The sequence below is a fragment of the Endozoicomonas sp. 8E genome (assembly GCF_032883915.1).
In the GTDB taxonomy this organism is placed as follows: domain Bacteria; phylum Pseudomonadota; class Gammaproteobacteria; order Pseudomonadales; family Endozoicomonadaceae; genus Endozoicomonas_A.
Genome location: NZ_CP120717.1, coordinates 7009703 through 7028160 on the forward strand (window position 1 = coordinate 7009703; position 18458 = coordinate 7028160).

Sequence of the window (18458 nt, forward strand, 5' to 3'; positions counted from 1 at the left end):
CTTTCTTTAAGAAATTCCCTGGCTTGCAGTGCAAAGTTTTAGTCTATGCTCATATTCGTTTTTTTATTAAGGGCGAATTGAGATATGCATCATTCTTTTATTCATCAATCGAGATGGCTTTCTTTATTTGTTTTGTTACTTAGCGCGCAAGTGCTGGCTGCACCCGGTACCTGTAAGAGGTGCGGCAAAGAGGTGTTCTGCCGAACCTGTGATTCCGGGAACTCTACTTCTCCACCTTCTGGTCCGTCATCCTGTGCTGATGAGGACATGAAAAGCTCTGCAGCTAAAACCACCGGAGCAACGAACTCTGAGACACCTAATTCCGTGGAGTTATATCTGAAACCCTATAGATTCTTGTCGGTAAAGAGGGAAAATGATGACACGTTGATAGTTCAATTTAAAATCAGAGACTGGGCTATTGATGATATCGAAAGGGCGAAAACAGAAGAAGATGGCGATGCATGTGCCATGGCATTTGCTGAGCAAATGGCTTCTAATCTTGTAGATATGCGCAATATCATCAAAGGGATAAATCATGTCAATTTTGAGTTGGAGGAGGGGGATCAGGAGCGTCTGCCAAAGCTATTTAAGATGGTGGAGCAAAAGCAAAAGCAGATCGAGTTCTTGCAAAAAATGTATCTGGCAGCGGGTGGTGCAGAAATCGAACGGACAATAACAAGGGGTACAATCCATGAAAGAGTAGAGGCTCTGACTCATGAAAGAGCCGCGAATATAGACCCATCTCAATGGCCGAACCTGTCATATATGGGAATGACTCACCTGCTCACTGCTGAGTTTCAGAACGCCTCACTGATGTTCGATCTTACTGCTGTTTTCCAGGCTATTCAGGAAGGAAATATGATACAGCTGATCATTACTCAAACGCTTGCAGCAGATGAGGGTAATCAGGCTGCCGCTGGCAAAGTCACGCCGGTGATGCTTGCAGCTCTTATTCCAGAAGTCCTCTTTCGGCGCAGCGATCAAACAGAGTCTCCGAATGTTCATCTGGTATGGGGAACCCCACCAATGGTTTATAACGATATGAACCTGCCCCCGCCACTGCGTTTTAATCAAAATGATTTAATGGATGCACTCACAGCCATTATGAATGTGGTCAGTGAATACGAGCAAAATGCTGATTTATCTTTACACTTTTTTGTGGCTCCTCAAACGTATATTCAGAATAACGAAGATCCTCTATCATCAATCCCCAATATCGAACATTCGCTTAATCGTAATCTTCCCGATAGCGCATTTTCACCGAAGATGTAATAAGACTATGAATGCAATCATCAGAGACTCAGGAGTCAGGAGACGTTTGTTCTGCTGATTCTGACAGTGCGGTTTGACCGCATACTGACCTCTGATCCTGGGCGAGCTGTCATATTATCGGTTTGGGCTGAGCTTGCCTTTCTCAATGAATTTTTCTGGCTTGCAGTGCAAAATTTTAGTCTACGCTCATATTCGTTTTTTTATTAAGGATGAATTGAGATATGCATCATTATTTTATTCATCAATCGCGGTGGCTTTCTTTATTTGTTTTGTTACTTAGCGCGCAAGTGCTGGCCTCCCCCTTTACCTGTAAGCGTTGCGGCAAAGAGGTGTTCTGCCGAACCTGTGATTGCGGGAACTCTACTTCTCCACCTTCTGGTCCTTCATCCTCCGCTGATGAAGATATGAAAAGCTCTGCAGCTAAAAATGCCACCGGAGCAACGAACTTTGAGATACCTGATCCCGGGGCGTTTGATCCGATACCCTATAAATTCTTGTCGGTAAAGAAGGGTGAAAATGATGATACGTTGATTGTTCAGGTTAAAGTCAAAGACTGGGCTTTTGATGCTATCGCGCGGGCAGAAGCAGAAGAAGATGGCGATGCATATGCCAAGGCATTGGCTGAGCGAATTGCTTATAGTCTTGTAGATATGGGTCATCTCAGCGGGATAGATCATGTAAATTTTAAGTTGGAGGAGGGGGATCAGGAACGTCTGCCAAAGCTATTTGAGATGGTGGAGCAAAAGCAAAAGCAGATGGAGTTCCTGGAAAAAATGTCTCTGGCAGCGCGTAGTGCAGGAGCCGGACAGACAGTACTGTTAACGTTGCCAATCCATGCCAGGGTAGAGGCTCTGTCTCGTGAAAGAGCGGCGAAAATAGACCCATCTCAATGGCCGGACCTGTCATATATGGGAATGACTCATCTGCTCACTGCTGAGTTTCAGAACGCCTCACTGATGATCGATCTTACTTCTGTTTTTCAAACTATTCAGGAAGGAAATATGATACAGCTGATCGTTACTCGAATGACGGTGGCCGATGCGGGTAATCAGGCTGCCGCTGGCACAGTCACACCGGTGATGCTTGCAGCTATTATTCCAGAAGCCTTCAATCCATGCAGCAGCTGTTCAGAGTCTACGAATATGCATCTGGTATGGGGAACCCCAGCAATGCTTTTTAATGATATGCATCTGCCTCTGCCACTGCATTTTAATAATCAACATAGTAATTTAATGAATGCACTCACAGCCATTATGAATGTAGTCAGTGAAAACGAGCACAATGCAGATTTATCTTTACACTTTTTTATGAGCCCTCAGACGTATATTCAGAATGAAGGAGATCGTCCTGTATTGTGTGAAATCTATCACAACCCTTCGCTTTATCTTGGTCTTCCCGTCAGTGGAAACGTATATTCGGAATGACGGAGATCGTGCAGTGTATAGAATCCATGACAACCCTCCGCTTTATCGTGGTCTTCCCGTCAGTGAAGTTGCCATTGATAGTGGAATAAGACAATAAGCTCAATCATCACAGGTTCGGAAGCCAGAAGACGTTTGTTCTGCTGATTCCTTTGAATGGTAAACTATGACTTTTGGTGCCATTCTGACCTCTCTTCTTAAAGAGGTTTTACTTTCTGTCGGATCTTTCCTGTTTCGATAGCTTCCAGAAAAGCTTCTCCCAATCTTTCACTCTCTTTAATGACTTTTTTCCAGTATTTAACCCTTTCATCAAAAGAAAAGGTTTTGAAGTCGGATCTGTCCGGAATTTTGCCATAGGGCAGTTTGCTGACTAAGGATTCAGAAGGGTACACCAGAACCAGCTGTTCACAGTGTTCAATGGCCGGCTTTCGCCACTTCAGGCTTTTATCAAACCAGCCAGGTACGATTCGTTGATGGAAGTGAGGGTAAAGAATCAGACCCTCTCCCTTCGGAAATGCCATGTCAAAATGGTAGTCTGTGATGCCGCCATCCCGATACACACCTTTCGGGGCACCGGCAATATTCCGCACCCCTTCCATCGCCAGAGGAATTGATCCGGAAGCCATAATGGCATCCAGCATATTCTCTTCGGATAAAGAAACCCTTTCTGTTGGCAGGTTGTCCATCTTGTAAAACGGAGCATTGGCATCAGGATGATGGAAGAGCGTTCTGGTAAAAAAAGCCCCCAGTGTTTTGCGGCTGAATGTATTGCCGATTGCTGCAAGGCTCAGTCCCGAGAGCTGTCTCAGGTTGACATCGCTTTTAATAAGCCCCCGGCTCTTGGCTGCAATCAGGTTAAATCTCATGATCCCATTGGCAAGAATCTCGTTTGCTCCATTCTCACCCAACATGTCCCGAGCCAGAACCCGGCACTTTCGGCTGACCTCCTCGGCATCCGGCTTCCATGAATACTCTGTTAGCAAATAACCCTGTTCAAGCCGGTGGTGAGCTTCGAGGGCATTTTCCTGAGCATAACAACTGAGGCGCCATGCTCCCGCAGACGTGCCCAGAAGGTTCAGGGGCTGCTGCCTGTCTTTGAAGTATTCACCGATCAGACACTTGTCCATACCTGTTAACACGAACCATTTGGGGCCGCCTGAAGCCCCCAGCATGACATCAATACCGGACTGGGGAAGACCTTCATCTCGTATTTTTTCCAGAGCCGTGGAGCCGGCCCTGATTTCAAGGACATCAGTCATTACTGAACGTGCTCTAACAATGCTTGCCGGATATCTTCAGGAATGGAAGTCGCTTTTCCGGCTGCAAAATCATAATGAATCAGCACCGCCTTGCCACGTGCCGCCAGAACGTTGTTCTGCCAGGCTTCGTGATGGATATGCATGGATGAATTACCCAACTTTTCAAGAGAGGTTCTGATCTCAACGTCAGTCCCGTACTTTAGCTCTGCAGTATATTCCACTTCAATTCTGGCAATAATCAGTCGCCAGTTTTCTGTATCGAGACCGGGTGTAAACAGACGGCAAATCGGCTCTCTGGCCTGTTCAAACCAGACGGGCAGAACCGTGTTATTGATATGCCCGAGGGCGTCTGTCTCACAAAAGCGGGGAGAAAGGGTATGCAGGTACATCAGTGTTCTTCTTTATACTTGGAAACCTGTCTATGAATAGACTGCAATGGCTTCCTGCTGTCAGTATTATTGTTTAAACAGTTTCTAATGATGCCTGCATGAGAAAAAGATGCAAATAGTCGTTTAGCATCTCTATTCAGGGTACACGATGGCAGGAGCCCATTTCAGCCATTCAGCTTGCGGTTGCTCAGCCAGCTCGAACGAAGTTTCAGGAGCAACCCTGTGTCCCTGCTCCGGCGTCGCAAAGGCAACGCCACCCGCCAGAACCGCTTCGAGGGATTCCGTTCGAAGCCTGGCACCGCTGAACAAACCAAAATGGAAATCCACACCACTGGCATTCCAGAATCGGCTTTTATGGGTTACCAGCGGCGCGTAGCGGTCCTCGATGTTGAGAAAAATAATGACTTTATTGGCAGGGTTACCCAACTTGAATCCGGTAACCACGCCTACCGGAATCTCCCGGTAATAAACAGGATTACCCGGTTTAATGGAACCCAGTTGAGCACTGACCAATCGAATACGCAGGCCACCAGAACGAGGCTGATCATCGGGCGCTCTTGGATCTGCAATAAAAACATCACGCCTGGCAGCAGCTTGGGAGCGTGCTGGCGACACGCTAATATAAAGACCCGTCAACAAGGTTTCCAGGTGAGCCGTGTTGGTGAGACCCAGTTTGGGTTTGACCAGCCAGAACCTGGAACCTTTGCGAGCCAGCCAGTCAGCGCCTTCATTGAGTAAGACGCTGGCTTTTATGGCTTTTTTGGCATCATCCAGATCAAGTTCTGTCACCTTTCCCATCTCCAGACCTTTGTACTTCAGTCGTGTACCCACCTGAAGGCCATCTGCAGATTCAAATTGAATATGTATGACCTTGCCAGTTTCACTTGCCCGGGTCATATCGTCATACAAAACAAACCGGGTTTTATTGGGAACTTTGGCTGCATCAGGGTCTGGGGTTTTAAATGCAATGCCTCCTGAAATCATAGAGTTGAGTGTTCCTGCCCTGACTTTGAACCCCTGCAACCCACCTTCCAGAGTTACACCGCTGATATTCCAGAAAAGCGTACTTTTATTCACGAGATGTTGATATTTGGGCTTGATCAATATTTTGATCACCACTCCCTGTTTTCCCAGCGTGTAGGACTCCACTTCACCGACAGGCATTTTTCTATAGAGGACAGGGCTGCCCTGACTCAGGCCTTCAAGCGAATCAGCCCTGAGCTCAAGGTGCAAGCCCGGAGAAGAGGGTGAAGCCGGCGGCTTGCTGGCCAGACCCATAAAATCTTTTTCCGGTTCCGCTATTTTCATATCAACCTGACTGACATCCATAGCGATATAGCGGCCAGCCAATAAGGTTTCCAGACCGGTGATGCCTTTGAGGTTTATTTGTGGTGCCACCATCCAGAAACGGGCACCTTTTACCAGAATGTTTCTGGCTTCAGGACGAATAACGGCCTCGGCAATAATGGCTGAGTAATCCTCATTAAACGACGTATTTTTGATAATGCCCACTTCCATACCATGAAACAGTATTTTTGATTTTTCCTGGCCAAGAGCGACATCCAGAGGGAATTTAATAGTAATACGAATACCCGCTTCCGCTGCGTCATAATCGTTGTAGAGAGGGAAGCGGGTGCCATCGGATGCTTTCGGTTCTTTTTCCTCCCATTGCGGAGTGTAAAGAGCGACCCCGCCCTGGATAATGGAAATTAACGACTGGGTTCTGACCTTCAGGTGGGTCAGACCTCCGGAAATATCCACTCCTCCCGCATTCCAGAAACGGGTATTTTTTCTTACCAGATGAGTGAACATCGGTTTGATGTAAACATGGACATCGACTCTTTCGTTATCCGACGAGAGAGCGTAACGAGTCACTTCGCCAATCTTCAGACGGCGATAATAGACCGGACTTCCCTCCTGCACAGAGGACAACTCGTCAGCCTGAAGTACCAGGCTCAGCCCACCTTCTTCTATGCCCGGCGCGGGTGGCGACTTCAGCGCCGAAAAGGACAGCTGTCTTTCCCCCTTCTCAGAGGGCTTAAAAGCGATGTAGTTGCCAGAGACCAGAGTATCCAGACCGGACACGCCTGCTACAGAAAGCTGGGGCTGAACCAGCCAGAACTGACTGTTATCTCTGAGATATTTCTGCATCTGCCGATCCATTTCCAGCTCGACATCCACACCGTCAAGGTCTTTCGTCATGGTCATTCGAGCAACTTTACCTACCGCCAAACCGTTGTACCTGACTTCTGTTTTGCCTACTTGCATACCTTTGGCACTGTCAAAATTAACGTGAACTTCCAGACCGTGTTGATACAGTGTTCTCCAGATCAGAAAGGCAACAATCATCAGAGCAATCAGGGGCAGCAGCCAGATAGCCGGAACACGACGACGTTCTTTCAGATCAGCCTTAACAGCGATCTTTTCATCGCTCATTGTTGATCTCCTCTCAGACTGAACGGCCTTGACCGGTCCCAAAGTAATCTGGGGTCAAAACTCATTGCCGCCCACATGGTCAATACCACCACTGCAGCAAAAGCAAGAACCGCGGGACCCGCTGTGACAGTGCCCAGATGCCCGAACTGCACCAGTGCGACGAGAAGGGAAATAATAAAAATATCCAGCATGGACCAGCGGCCAATCCAGACAATCAATCGATACAAGGCAGTCTGACGACCCGGGTTGATCCTTCTTGTATGCACACAAACCAGCAGCCATACCATGCCCAAAAGTTTCATCAAAGGGACCAGGATACTCGCTGTAAAAACCAGCAGCGCAATGGGTGCCATACCATGATGTATCAGCTCCAAAACCCCCGACATGATGGTATCCGGCGTGCTGCGCCCAAAACGACCTACAATCATTATCGGCAGCATGTTGGCAGGTATATAGAACAGCGCGGCGGTGAGGGTCAGAGCCCAACAACGGGACAGGCTGTCTTTTTTTCTGGATCGCACTTTACTGCCACAACGGGGACACCGGACATCTTCTGCCTGACAAACCCTGTGGCAATCCAGACACAGTTTTATCCCACAATCAGCACCGCTGGAAATCAGGCCGGGTTGCTCGGGGTCCGATGCAGTCATTCATCCTCTCCCAGCATTGCCCAGATCTCATGCTCGTTCAGGTTCAGGGCGATAATCAGTTCGCAGAGCATCAGTCCGGCAAAGCAATATAACCCTGTACCTATCTGCACGGTGGCCATATCTGCCAGCTTGATGACCGCGACCAGAGCACCCAGAAAATAGATTTCCGTCATGCCCCACTCTTGCAGGCGGGTATAAAGTCTCAGCAAACTTCTGGATACCCTGCGCCCCCGGCTAGTGATGGCAGACAAAATGATTTTAAGCAGAATCAAAAAGCGTAACAGAGGGATCAGTATGGCAGACAGGAGCACCAGCAAAGCTATAGCACCATAATCCCCCTGATAGAGAGCAACAACACCTCCGGAAATCGTGCTTTGCTGCTCGTTTCCCAGGATATTCATGGACAGAACAGGGTAATAATTGGCCGGTATAAACAGGATTAAACCGGTCACAACCAGAGCCAGACAACTCTGGATACCTGCAGGGCGGTGAGACTCCAGCATACAGCCACATCGGGGACATGCAGCCTGCTGCCGATAGGCCGGGTCATGATTAAAGACCGGGGTATTTATCATCAGGTCACAGTCAGGACAAAGCCTGATGCCTGAATCAGGTCTCGCCTCTTTTTTAGCCATATAGGTATATCTGGGGGAGAAACTGAACAAATTCTGCCATATAATCTGCCAGTGAATTTTAGCTGCTCTGATTGCCTTGTCTCTATATCGGCAGCACGAACCATTACTACGCCCCAGAGCTCCCTGTGAGGCGTTAATAACAGATATGCAATGATTCAAGAGGTCCAGGTATGCTTCCCGTTGAGCGTCGAGAGCACATTTTGTCTTACGTTGAAGAAAAAGGCTGTGCCAACATCGAAGAAATGGCGGAGAAATTCGATGTTTCCCAGATGACTATTCGTCGCGACATACGAACCCTGGAGCAGGAAGACAAATTGCGCGTCACCTATGGCGGTGCGGTATCTAAAAGCTTCCTGATGGAAGATATTCCTTACGAAAAGAAGAACGCCGTCAACATTGAAGAGAAAAAGTCCATTGCTCACGAGGCCCTCAATCTGGTTAAGGAAGGACAGATCATCCTGCTGGATGCTGGCACAAGTACCATGGCCCTGGCCAAGCTGTTGATGCGCATGAAGGTCACCATTATTACTCCCGACCTGAAAATCGCTCTGCAACTGTCAGACTCTTCAACCGCCAAGGTGTATACGACGGGGGGACTGGTCAGTGCCATTACCAAGGCTCACTGTGACACAACGGCCCTGTCTTTCCTGGACAGCATTAATGCTGACGTTGCCTTTCTGGCAACCAACAGCTGGAGTCTGCAACACGGTATGACCACAGCGTCTACCGACCATTACTTTATTCGTCGCAAGATGCTGGAACGTGCAGCCCGCAGTGTACTGCTGGCAGACTCCAGCAAGTTTGGCGCTTCCAGCATGAAAACCATCTGTCAGCTGAATGAGCTGGATACCATTATCACAGACAGCCGTTTCGATGATGAGAGTCTGTCAGCCATCAGAGAAGCAGGTGGTAATATCATCCGCTCCTGACTGAACGACGTTGCCATTATATCGTGGGTATGATGGCATTTAAGAGCAATGGTTTACGGCGATTTACGCTAAACTCACAGCTATCAATCAGACTGAGTCCAGCCAGATGTTGCTGTGAGTAATGAAACCCCTTATCTGTATTCCCATGGGTGACCCGGCCGGAATTGGCCCGGAAATCCTGATAAAAGCACTTTTAACCAATGACTTCTCCAATACCTGTCGATTGCTGGTTGTCGGCTATGTGGAGATTCTTCAACAAGCCATTTCGATCAGCGCTTCGCCTCTTACTATCAAGCCTGTTAAGGCCTGTTCGGATATTGATCCAAGGACAGGTATTCTCAATGTCCTTGAGCCACCTGACCCTCCTCAAAGTGTCGAGCCGGGCAGGGTTTCCCCGGCCGCAGGAAAGATGGCCTACGACTGTATTCAACTGGCAACACAACTGGCTCTGGATAGACAGGCCCATGCTCTGGTAACGCCTCCTGTTAATAAGATGTCCCTGGACGCTGCCAATATCAGGCAGGCAGGACACACCGAGATTCTTGCAGATCTGACAAACTGCAAGAACCCACTCACTTTGTTTGAGGTTGCAGGCTTGAAAGTCTTTTTTCTTTCACGACACCTGTCACTCAGACTGGCCTGTGACTACGTCACCCAAGACCATCTGATTCAATGTGCTCAAAAAGCAGTGGATGCCCTGAAAACACTCGGTATTGAGAACCCCCATCTGGCTATAGCCGGGTTAAATCCTCATTGCGGAGATAACGGACTGTTTGGACATGAAGAGCAGGAAGAGATCATGCCTGCTGTTCTTGAACTACAGCAGCTTGGGTTGAACGTGTCCGGCCCCCTGCCTGCTGACTCGGTGTTTTATCAGGCCCTGAATGGAAAGTTTGATGCGGTCATCTCGCTCTATCATGATCAGGGACACATCGCGACCAAAATGGTGGACTTCCATAAAACCATTTCAATCACCTGTGGCTTACCCTTTCTGAGAACTTCAGTAGATCATGGCACTGCCTACGACATTGCCGGGAAAGGCGTTGCTTCTGCCATCAGTATGACCGAAGCCATCACAGTGGCAATCCGTTATATGACAAAGATGGGAACACGGGTGAATGAGCCTGCCGGACACTTCAGTTAAAAGTCATACTTCATTTTTAAATAGTAGTGATCACTATAATAGTCAGACTTCTGAACACGGTTGTAACCAAGGGACATTGTTAAAGTGTCGCTCCTTCGATAGTCAAGGTTCAAAGTCGCTTCCAGACTGTTTCGTTCAGGATCGGCACCCAGAATTGTGAATGATTGGGAGCCAATGAGATATCTGGACGTGGTTTCGAGCTTTTGCCGCTACTAAAAATCTAACATAATCTGTAATTATGTAGACTTATCTACGCCGTCGACATGGATGCACGACGAATCGTGTCTGACTCCACTCTTGCGTAGGGTTTAGGGTCGAGCTGTAACGTGTCTCGACCATAATTATCAAGGTTAAAACTCGCACTGTAATCCCTATCATGCAGAGTTTTACATTTTGGACACCGCCACTCACGATCAGACAGAGTAAGATTGTCATTTACGTAGTCGCAAGTATGAACCGCACACTTCTTCGAGCTGGGAAAGAACCGATCTGCAATCACAACCTGGCATCCTCTCAGCTCTGCCTTGTATTCAACAAGTTCTCTCAGCTTACCGAAACCTGCGTCACTGATTGCTCTTGCCAGTTTGCGGTTTTTTACCATGCCTTTGACATTCAGATTTTCGAGGGTGATTATTTTGAATCTTGAAGTCAGATAATCACTTACCTCATGTATTGCGGCTGATCGCTGGTTACTTATCCGGTAATGCAGTTTGGCAACCGCTCGCTTGGCTTTCGCGTAGCGGTTGCTTCCCTTTGTTTTGCGGCTTAACGCTCTCTGTTTACTGTTAAGGCGTTTCAGAGAGCCCTTCAGTTTCTGATTAGCAGCAAAGGTTTTGCCATTCGAACAAATAGCTAAATCTTTGACGCCAAAATCAACGCCTACAGACTCATTGCTTTGTGCTTTTGGTTCGTAATCCTCAGTGTCTACCAAAATAGAAGCGAAATACTTTCCGGCTCGCTTACTGATCGTCACCTGACAGGGTGTTCCTGTAAATCTCAGCTCCTGGCGCATCTTGATGCGGGTTTTCAGTTTCTCAATGCGAAGTGTTCTGCCATCAACATCGAACTTGGTTTTTTCTCTGAGAGAAAAACTGTCGTGCAGTCCTCGCTTCTTGAATCTTGGATAACCTGCTTTTTCTCCTTTCTTCACCCGACGAAAGAAGTGAGTAAAGGCGTCATGAAGATCGTCGATTGTGTTCCTGGTCACACGTTGGCTGACTTCGGCATACCAGGGAAACTCAAGCCTGAGTTCTTGGTATTTTTCATTCGCAGCCTTCTTTGACCATTTAACGCCTTCTTGATTGAAATGGGCTAACAGTTGATTGAACGCATGACGACGGGAACCACAAGCCCTATCAAGATAATCGGCTTGTTGTTTTGTCGGTCTGAGTTCAATCTTGTGAGCTAACAACATCTCGCAAAGTCTCAAGCATTTTTTCGTATAACCTGAGTTCGCCAACCTTCTATAGAACAGTAGGCTTCCAGTAACTCTTGCTGCCTGTCTAAGTCTGGCTTTTGGTCGTGACTGGATACTCTGCAATAGCAAAGCGTAGGCGCAGCTTCGTTACTGTAGCCCATCAATTCAGACACGTCGTAGTAACAAGTTCCAACTTTGGTCTTTCTGGCAGGAAGCAGCTCACCTGTACTCTCCGATTTTCGTAGTGTTACTGGGTCTGTACCATGCAAACGAGCTGCCTCACCTATCTTCACTAATCACTTATCCATGCTTGAGATTTTATAAGATAGTTTTAGATTATAATAGATTTCTGCGAACTGTTTTTAACCCTTTAAGATCGTGCCAGAACATTAACTGTAAACCGGGCTCCAGTCCGGCAGATCGGAATATCCAGTTTCTCTTGACTAACAGGCCTGCTCCCAACTCAATTTTCTGTAGGCTGTTGCTTGCAACAGCCTGAGCCAGACCGGTCCGTCCAGTATCTTCTTCTTTGTAACTGTCAGAATGAAGGTAGGTATAATTAATGCCCACCATAGGCTCCAGAGTGTAATCTTGCCATTGCAGGCTTTTGCCTGTCATTATCTGGAAGCCAGCGACCTGACTGTCATAAGAAGCCTTTACAGGCGTATCAAAAAAGCCCTCTATGTATCGAGTGCGGTCATGGTTGGAAACGCTGATGTTGGCAACACCATCAACAAACCAGTCTTTATATTGCCAGGAACCATAAAGGCTGAATTGATAATTGTTAGACTCAGAAAAGTCAGTCGAATCCTGTTTTCGGGTATCTGCAGTCGCCAGGGTGATGGCACCCCCGTAGATCCATGCATCTCTCTCTTTTTCAAGACCCAGAGTGATACCACTGACGTCCAGCTCGTAGCCAAAAATCCGGTCATTGTTACTGTTTCTGGAATTCTTTTTATAGGCATCGGATTTCAACAGTTGCAACCAGAATCCCCGGCTTTCAATACTGTCACCGTAGCTGAGTGATCTCAGTCTGTGAGTAATCTGCAGCATCGCTTTTCTTCGGGCGACATCATCCACTTCCAGAGCCATACCGCCATTGATTCTGCTTTCTCTGGCCAGCTTCACCAGTGTCACGGCTTCTTCTCTGGGAATACTGGCAATCAGGTTATAGAGGGGCTCTGCTTCATCGATCAGAGCCTGATCCGATGAACCCAGCATTTCCACAACCCGATCCAGAAGTGTCGAGATCGCTGCCCCGGAACTTTCTCCGCCACCAGCCTGCTCAATCGTTTTCTCGAGCACTTCTGAGGGACTGGCAGTGACCTTAACTTCCAGAACATCATCACTGCCGGGGCTGACGATCTCTTCCAGAGTAATCAGAGGGCTGGTGTAGATCTCTATGTTTTGCTCTGTCCCGGAGGTCAGTCCCCCCTTAATCTCAATCACTTTATAAGTGGCTGGAGATTCCCCATTCAACAGGTCAGTGTACGTTTCACCAGTGGGAACAACCTGAATGGCGGGCGAAGTACCAAAATCGACCTGTCCGGTGACCACAACAGAGGCCCTTGTCTCGGCATTTTCAGGTAAAGAAATAATCAAACGTCCATTGCCTGATTGCTGAATATCCACCTCCAGTGTCTGTGCAGTGGTGGAATCATTACCCGTCTTCAGCGGCCCTTCCAGGAACAAATCAGGACGCTCGATGCTGGAGCCTTGCAGGATATTGCCTTTAAGAACAGGAGCATCATTCACGTTCTTGCCATCATCATAAACAATGATCTGCTCTACTCCCGAGATATCGCCGACTGCCCCCCCTCTCAGTCCAATAATGTCAACGACATTGGCCGTACTTGTCCCGACAATGCCACCTTCTATACGCCCATCATAAACCTGAAGCAGAAGCCGGTTATTGGCATCACTAAAGTCAATAGCTATACCGCTGTATCCGGTCACTTCCCCGGAAATGCTGAACCAGGAAAAGTCACTCAACCCACCATTGCCCTCGGCAACAATGGCGACACTGCCCGACAGCCTGGCATTAGCCCCCACCTCAATAACACCCGTTACCGGCTCTTTGATCCGAATGGCTGCGCCCCTGGCAGAGTGAACCTCTCCCTCCAGACGCAGGATGCCAAAGTTAACCGCCTGAGGATTTTCGGAGTCAGGTTCCTGACCCGCGTCAATCAAAATGCCGTCCGCCTGTCCTTCCCCTCTTATCTCACCTTTTGGACCCAGCCAGAGCAGAAAACCGGAACTCGGGCCAATGTATCGAACGGCAGACTGTGCATTGCCATCGGTATCCGGATTCAAAACCACTCCCTCGATCAGAAGCACGCTTTTGCCAGAAGGATTGTGAATTTCAATGGCGGTTTCATCTTCAGGCAAGGCCTGAATGATCTGGTTAAGCTCAATGGTTTCGCTGCTGGTCACAATCTGTCTGGAATAGGCTATCTGACAGGTCAGAGCCATCACAGCCGATACAGCCGCTGCCAGGCCTTTTTTGCAGGCACTTAGCCCAGAAAATACCCCAGCCTTCCTGTCTTGATTCATCGGGTCTGATTCCATTCATGGGTGACGGACCAGAGAAATATCGACCTCCTGACCTGTCAATTGACCAAAGTCCAGTTTTTTTTCTCTTCAGCTCTGAAGTATTCCCAGCCGTTTGCCGATAGTGGATTCAGCCGGATTTCAAATTTGAAAAAATTGCAGTCCTCTATTGCAAGGAAGAAAGAATGAACAAGAGCCTGTTCAGGAAGAAGAGCCTCGTTGCAGTCATTGCTGCGACAGTTCCATTTGCTGCCACCCAGTCCAGCGCTGTAACAGAAGTCACCAGTGATGGAGATAGTTATGCCGCCAGCGGGCTACTCGGCGCAGTAACCCGCAATGTTAATGCTGATGCAACCGACGACTATGCATTCATTCTGGATGCTGACACGGGTACTTTCTATGTTCAGGGCTCGGCACTTCAGCCAGTCAATATCAATCTCGATAACCCGGATGGCAAAGCCGTTCTGCTCTATCGCCAGGCCAATAGCAGCTATGCCATAAGTTTGCCCAGTTTTGGTGGCCTGTATGGTAAAGGTACAGCCCACGGTATCCTGTTGAGTAACGGCGAAGCCAGCGTCGTTCAAATCAATGTTGGAGACACCAATCTGGGCGGCACTATTCAGGTAGAAGACGGAGATGCTTTCAGAATTGAAGAAGAGCTGTCAGGCATCGTCACCATAACCGGGACACTGCAAGGTAACACAGCCATCACAGCAGCCGAAGGTGGGAAGCTCGGAACAAATGCTTCGATCTTGGTTAACGGCGGTGTGCTGAAAACAAACGGAGATACTTCTATTGACTTCAGCGGTGCCGGTGGAGCCCTTGTCATAGGAGTCGTTGACGGTACGGTAGAGGGCAAAGTGCTAGGTTATACCGGACCCGGTGATATTCTGACGATAGGTGGTAACTCGACATTTGGTGGCGATATTGAGGATGTTGAAAGCATCACAGTCGTAAGGTCAGATTCATACGTCACCAGTTTCCGAGGTGATATCAAGAAGAATTCCGGTGCAACACACGTCAAAATCTATGGTATTGCCAGCTTTGACAAACCCGGAGCACAGACCATTGACGGTGATCTGACTGTTTATTCAACAGGGGTCATTACAACAGAGATGGATACCGACACCACCACCAATGCAGCTCTGATTGTCACCGGTACTGCCAATATTGAATCAGGCTCAACGCTGAAAATTGTTCCTACCCTGGAAGTCGTAGAATCTGGCAACACCATAGAAGATGCAAAAATTATTGAAGCCAACACTAACCTGAATGCTTCCGATCTGACGATTGAGCACTCTGTGTTGATTGATACTCCCGAGGTCACACAGAACGGCAATGCTCTGACCACAGATCTGACACCAAGAACCCTCGAAGCACTTAAGAATCTGATTGCACAGGAAGGTGCCGGGGCCACCACTGAAGAAGCTCTGGCGGCTACGATGACAGTGATTACCCGGGACCCCACCAACTCCACGAGTTTCAATAACTTTTACAAGACTGTTTCCAATATTACTGATGTAAAGAAACTGGCTGAGTTCGCCAGGGAGAGTAAATTCAACAACTCTGACGCCGTCCAGATGACCAACGTAACGGCAGAAACCAAGGTTAAGACCAACGTTCTGGCCCACGTCAGGGCGGTTCAGGAAGATGACCTGTCTGACACTGGACTGTCATACGGTGGCAGTTACACCAATCAGGGTTTCTGGTTGCAGGTTCTTGGCTCGGACGTCACTCAGGATGATCGCAGAAACGATGGTGGAGACAAACTTTTCGGTTTCGATGCTGATTTGAGTGGTCTGACACTGGGCGCCGAGACCACCATCAACGACGACTACCTGGTAGGAGCTGCATTCACTTTAGCCAATGCCGAAATAAACAAACACGACTCTAATGACAACTCTACTATCAAGAACTACCAGGTCAGCCTTTACGGCTCCTGGGAGCAGGATAACTGGTTCCTGGATGGTGTGATTAACATTGGTCGCAGTAACAACGAACGCAGCCGTTATATCGATGGCTTTGTCGATGCGCCAATCACTTCGGACTATATCAGTCATCAATACGGCCTGACCACCATGCTGGGGATGAACCAGAGCTTTGGTGAGATGAAGATAGTGCCAATGGTCGGTTTCAACTACACCATGGTCAAAAGTAAAGCCTTTAAGGAAGATGACAAGTATGCGACCGGTTTTGCCCTGGATGTGGACAGCCAGAAGTATCAGAAGGTTGAGCTGGGTGCTGGCGTTGAAATCAGTCAGGCTTTCAGAGTCGACCAGGGCGAACTGGAACCTTCTCTGAAACTGATGGCCTGGCATGACTTCAAGGGTGATGTCGTAGAAACCACCACGCGTTACGTGCTGGGTGGACCCGAGTTCACCTCAAAAGGGGCCGACGCTGTCAAGAACAGCTATCAGGCTTCAGCCAGTGTGACCTACCGTCGCAACGATAACATGAGCTTCGTTGTGGGTTATGAACTGAACCAGAGTTCAGACTACAAAGCCCAGAACTACTACCTGAGAATGAAGTACGATTTCTAAGCTTTGACGCTTTTCGAGAGGACTCTGTTTCAGGGTGTTGTACTCTCGTTTTCCCTCTCCCCCTTCCTCCCGATATTAAAGCCTTTAACCCACTCATTTATCTGATACTATTCGCCCGGAAAAACAGGCACTCTTGTTTTACACAACCTGCAAGATCCTATGATTGACCAACAGTATTTACCGGAATCGCACCTATATGGCTTCTCTCAGACATCTCCTCGCAACAGCTTTTATCGTCTTCTTTTCATTTTCTGCCCATGCCGCTTCCAGCACTGAACTCAATGCTACCGTCCATGAAGCGTTGAAAAATCTTTATGCACAGAGCAGTGCGGCAAAATCTCTGGGCAGCAGAGCGAAAGGAATCCTGGTCTTTCCCAAGGTTCTGAAAGGCGGACTGGTGGTGGGTGGCGAATACGGTGAAGGCGCACTTTTAAAGAATGGAGCCATACAAGACTATTACAATACCGTATCGGCCTCTATCGGTTTCCAGCTGGGCGCACAGGCTCGCTCCCAGATTGTCATGTTCATGACCAGCGAGGCCCTGAACGACTTCGTGAACAGCGAAGGTTGGGAAGCGGGGGTCGATGGCAGTATTGCTATTGCTGAGTTTGGTGCCGGAGAAGCTATAGACACCAAAACTGCTAAAGCTCCCATCATTGGCTTTATCAGCAATAACAAGGGATTGATGTATAACCTGACTCTGGAAGGTTCCAAAATCACAAAAATTAAAAAGTAAAACCCTCATCAGGTGCTTCGGTGATTTCAACTCTACCCCGCTGATATTCGGTGATATAAAGTCTTTTGCTGCCTTTGCCACCGAAAACAACATCAGTGGGGCATGAGCCTCTGGTCACAATGGTTCGATGAATCTCGCCATTGGGAGTGACAGTAGCCACATGCCCCTGACCAAACATGGCCACATAAAGGTTACCCTCTTTGTCAAAAGAGATTCCATCGGGCCCCACAACCCGGCATGGGCCAGCAGTATCGGTGACCGATACAAACAGTTCCCGGCTGCTAACCTCCAGTCTGTCCGTAAACGGATAACGATAGATATTCCCTGTTGCCGACTCACTGAGATAGAGCCTTCCATCAGGTGCAAAAGCAATACCATTGGCAAAACGAAACCCGCCATCAAGGCAATCCACTTGTTTACTGACGGGATCAACGCGAAACAACTTTCCCTGCATCGGCCCCTCCCAGACTTCCGGATCAGGCCCTCCCTGAGTGATCAGGTCAGTGACACGGATGCCAGAGTCTGTCAGATAAATGGCCCCATCTGGCCCCAGAGTCATATCATTGGGCCAAAGAAAGGGGTTCTCACTGTCCCCGGAAAGTCTCTGTGCCAGCGAGCCATCGGGGTTGAGCCTGAGCAGTGATGGCTCTCGGGTTTCGGCAACCCAGATACTGCCATCATGGTTGTCCTGTAAAATACCATTGGGCCTGTCGACCTGCGCAAAAACATGGCGGTGTTTTCCTGAGGCTGAAACCCGGGTCAGACGACCTTTCTCCTGGCCGACTTCTGAAACAACCAAACTTCCGTCGTTTAATACCAAAGCGGACACTGGATACTCCAGCCCATCAACAAAAATCATACTGCCCCTCTTTAATGTGACCGAAAAAAGCACTACCTCTGACGGTGTACTGAAAAAATAGCTTCCGTCGCGAATGACTGTTCATGTGGAGAGACAGTTTAGATACAGATGACGACCAACTGTTTAGAACAATAAGAAACAAAATATAGGGAGATTTAGCTATAAAGGGTATTATTTAGTCGCTAATAGAATTAATAAAAACACTTAAAGAACAATAATTT

The 18458-nt window shown here is 48.2% G+C and carries 15 protein-coding genes; 6 read left to right on the top strand and 9 right to left on the bottom strand.

What is annotated here, in order from left to right; translation table 11 throughout:
* Window positions 1-267 precede the first annotated feature (267 nt).
* Both P6910_RS25040 and P6910_RS25045 read left to right on the top strand, forming a co-directional pair.
* On the top strand, window positions 268-1272 hold the full coding sequence (locus P6910_RS25040) for a hypothetical protein (protein WP_317143953.1): 1005 nt from the start codon (window positions 268-270) through the stop codon (window positions 1270-1272).
* A gap of 221 nt (window positions 1273-1493) precedes the next feature.
* Window positions 1494-2696, top strand: a complete 1203-nt coding sequence (locus P6910_RS25045) for a hypothetical protein (protein WP_317143954.1) — start codon at window positions 1494-1496, stop codon at window positions 2694-2696.
* Between the two features lie 194 nt (window positions 2697-2890).
* On the opposite strand, the gene P6910_RS25050 is transcribed toward P6910_RS25045, so the two are convergent.
* The 5 genes from P6910_RS25050 to P6910_RS25070 all read right to left on the bottom strand — a co-directional run bounded on the left by P6910_RS25050 (window position 2891) and on the right by P6910_RS25070 (window position 8062).
* Window positions 2891-3952, bottom strand: coding sequence for a patatin-like phospholipase family protein (locus P6910_RS25050; protein ID WP_317143955.1), 1062 nt, complete (start codon window positions 3950-3952; stop codon window positions 2891-2893).
* Window positions 3952-4341, bottom strand: coding sequence for a thioesterase family protein (locus P6910_RS25055; protein ID WP_317143956.1), 390 nt, complete (start codon window positions 4339-4341; stop codon window positions 3952-3954). Before P6910_RS25055 ends, P6910_RS25050 begins: the two co-directional genes overlap by 1 nt.
* A gap of 132 nt (window positions 4342-4473) precedes the next feature.
* Entirely contained in the window at window positions 4474-6777 is a 2304-nt protein-coding gene (locus P6910_RS25060; RefSeq protein WP_317143957.1) for a PqiB family protein, read from the bottom strand.
* A complete protein-coding gene (locus P6910_RS25065; protein ID WP_317143958.1) occupies window positions 6774-7427 on the bottom strand; it encodes a paraquat-inducible protein A in 654 nt (217 codons plus the stop codon). Before P6910_RS25065 ends, P6910_RS25060 begins: the two co-directional genes overlap by 4 nt.
* Entirely contained in the window at window positions 7424-8062 is a 639-nt protein-coding gene (locus P6910_RS25070; protein ID WP_317143959.1) for a paraquat-inducible protein A, read from the bottom strand. Before P6910_RS25070 ends, P6910_RS25065 begins: the two co-directional genes overlap by 4 nt.
* A gap of 170 nt (window positions 8063-8232) precedes the next feature.
* Here P6910_RS25070 and P6910_RS25075 point away from each other — a divergent pair, with 170 nt between their 5' ends.
* Window positions 8233-8991, top strand: a complete 759-nt coding sequence (locus P6910_RS25075) for a DeoR/GlpR family DNA-binding transcription regulator (protein WP_317143960.1) — start codon at window positions 8233-8235, stop codon at window positions 8989-8991.
* A 121-nt stretch (window positions 8992-9112) separates the two neighbouring features.
* Complete coding sequence (pdxA, locus tag P6910_RS25080) at window positions 9113-10135, top strand: 4-hydroxythreonine-4-phosphate dehydrogenase PdxA (RefSeq protein WP_317143961.1); 1023 nt, start codon at window positions 9113-9115, stop codon at window positions 10133-10135.
* A 250-nt stretch (window positions 10136-10385) separates the two neighbouring features.
* On the opposite strand, the gene P6910_RS25085 is transcribed toward pdxA, so the two are convergent.
* From P6910_RS25085 to P6910_RS25095, 3 genes are read right to left on the bottom strand one after another with little or no spacing between them, the layout of a single operon-like run.
* Window positions 10386-11549 carry an RNA-guided endonuclease TnpB family protein gene (locus P6910_RS25085; RefSeq protein ID WP_317143962.1) on the bottom strand — a complete coding sequence of 388 codons (1164 nt, stop codon included), beginning with the start codon at window positions 11547-11549 and terminating at the stop codon, window positions 10386-10388.
* Between the two features lie 11 nt (window positions 11550-11560).
* A complete protein-coding gene (locus tag P6910_RS25090) occupies window positions 11561-11845 on the bottom strand; it encodes a recombinase family protein (RefSeq protein ID WP_317143963.1) in 285 nt (94 codons plus the stop codon).
* A 43-nt stretch (window positions 11846-11888) separates the two neighbouring features.
* Entirely contained in the window at window positions 11889-14105 is a 2217-nt protein-coding gene (locus P6910_RS25095; protein WP_317143964.1) for an autotransporter outer membrane beta-barrel domain-containing protein, read from the bottom strand.
* 182 nt (window positions 14106-14287) lie between these two features.
* Between P6910_RS25095 and P6910_RS25100 the strand changes: the two genes are divergently transcribed.
* Together P6910_RS25100 and P6910_RS25105 are read left to right on the top strand one after the other, a co-directional pair.
* Window positions 14288-16642 carry an autotransporter domain-containing protein gene (locus tag P6910_RS25100; protein WP_317143965.1) on the top strand — a complete coding sequence of 785 codons (2355 nt, stop codon included), beginning with the start codon at window positions 14288-14290 and terminating at the stop codon, window positions 16640-16642.
* Window positions 16643-16838: 196 nt separating this feature from the next.
* The gene (locus P6910_RS25105) at window positions 16839-17378 is read left to right on the top strand and encodes a YSC84-related protein (protein ID WP_317143966.1); all 540 of its coding nucleotides are present in this window, start codon (window positions 16839-16841) and stop codon (window positions 17376-17378) included.
* Here the strand turns inward: P6910_RS25105 and P6910_RS25110 are convergent.
* On the bottom strand, window positions 17368-18237 hold the full coding sequence (locus tag P6910_RS25110) for an SMP-30/gluconolactonase/LRE family protein (RefSeq protein ID WP_317143967.1): 870 nt from the start codon (window positions 18235-18237) through the stop codon (window positions 17368-17370). The two genes, P6910_RS25105 and P6910_RS25110, sit on opposite strands and share 11 nt — an antisense overlap.
* Window positions 18238-18458 lie beyond the last annotated feature (221 nt).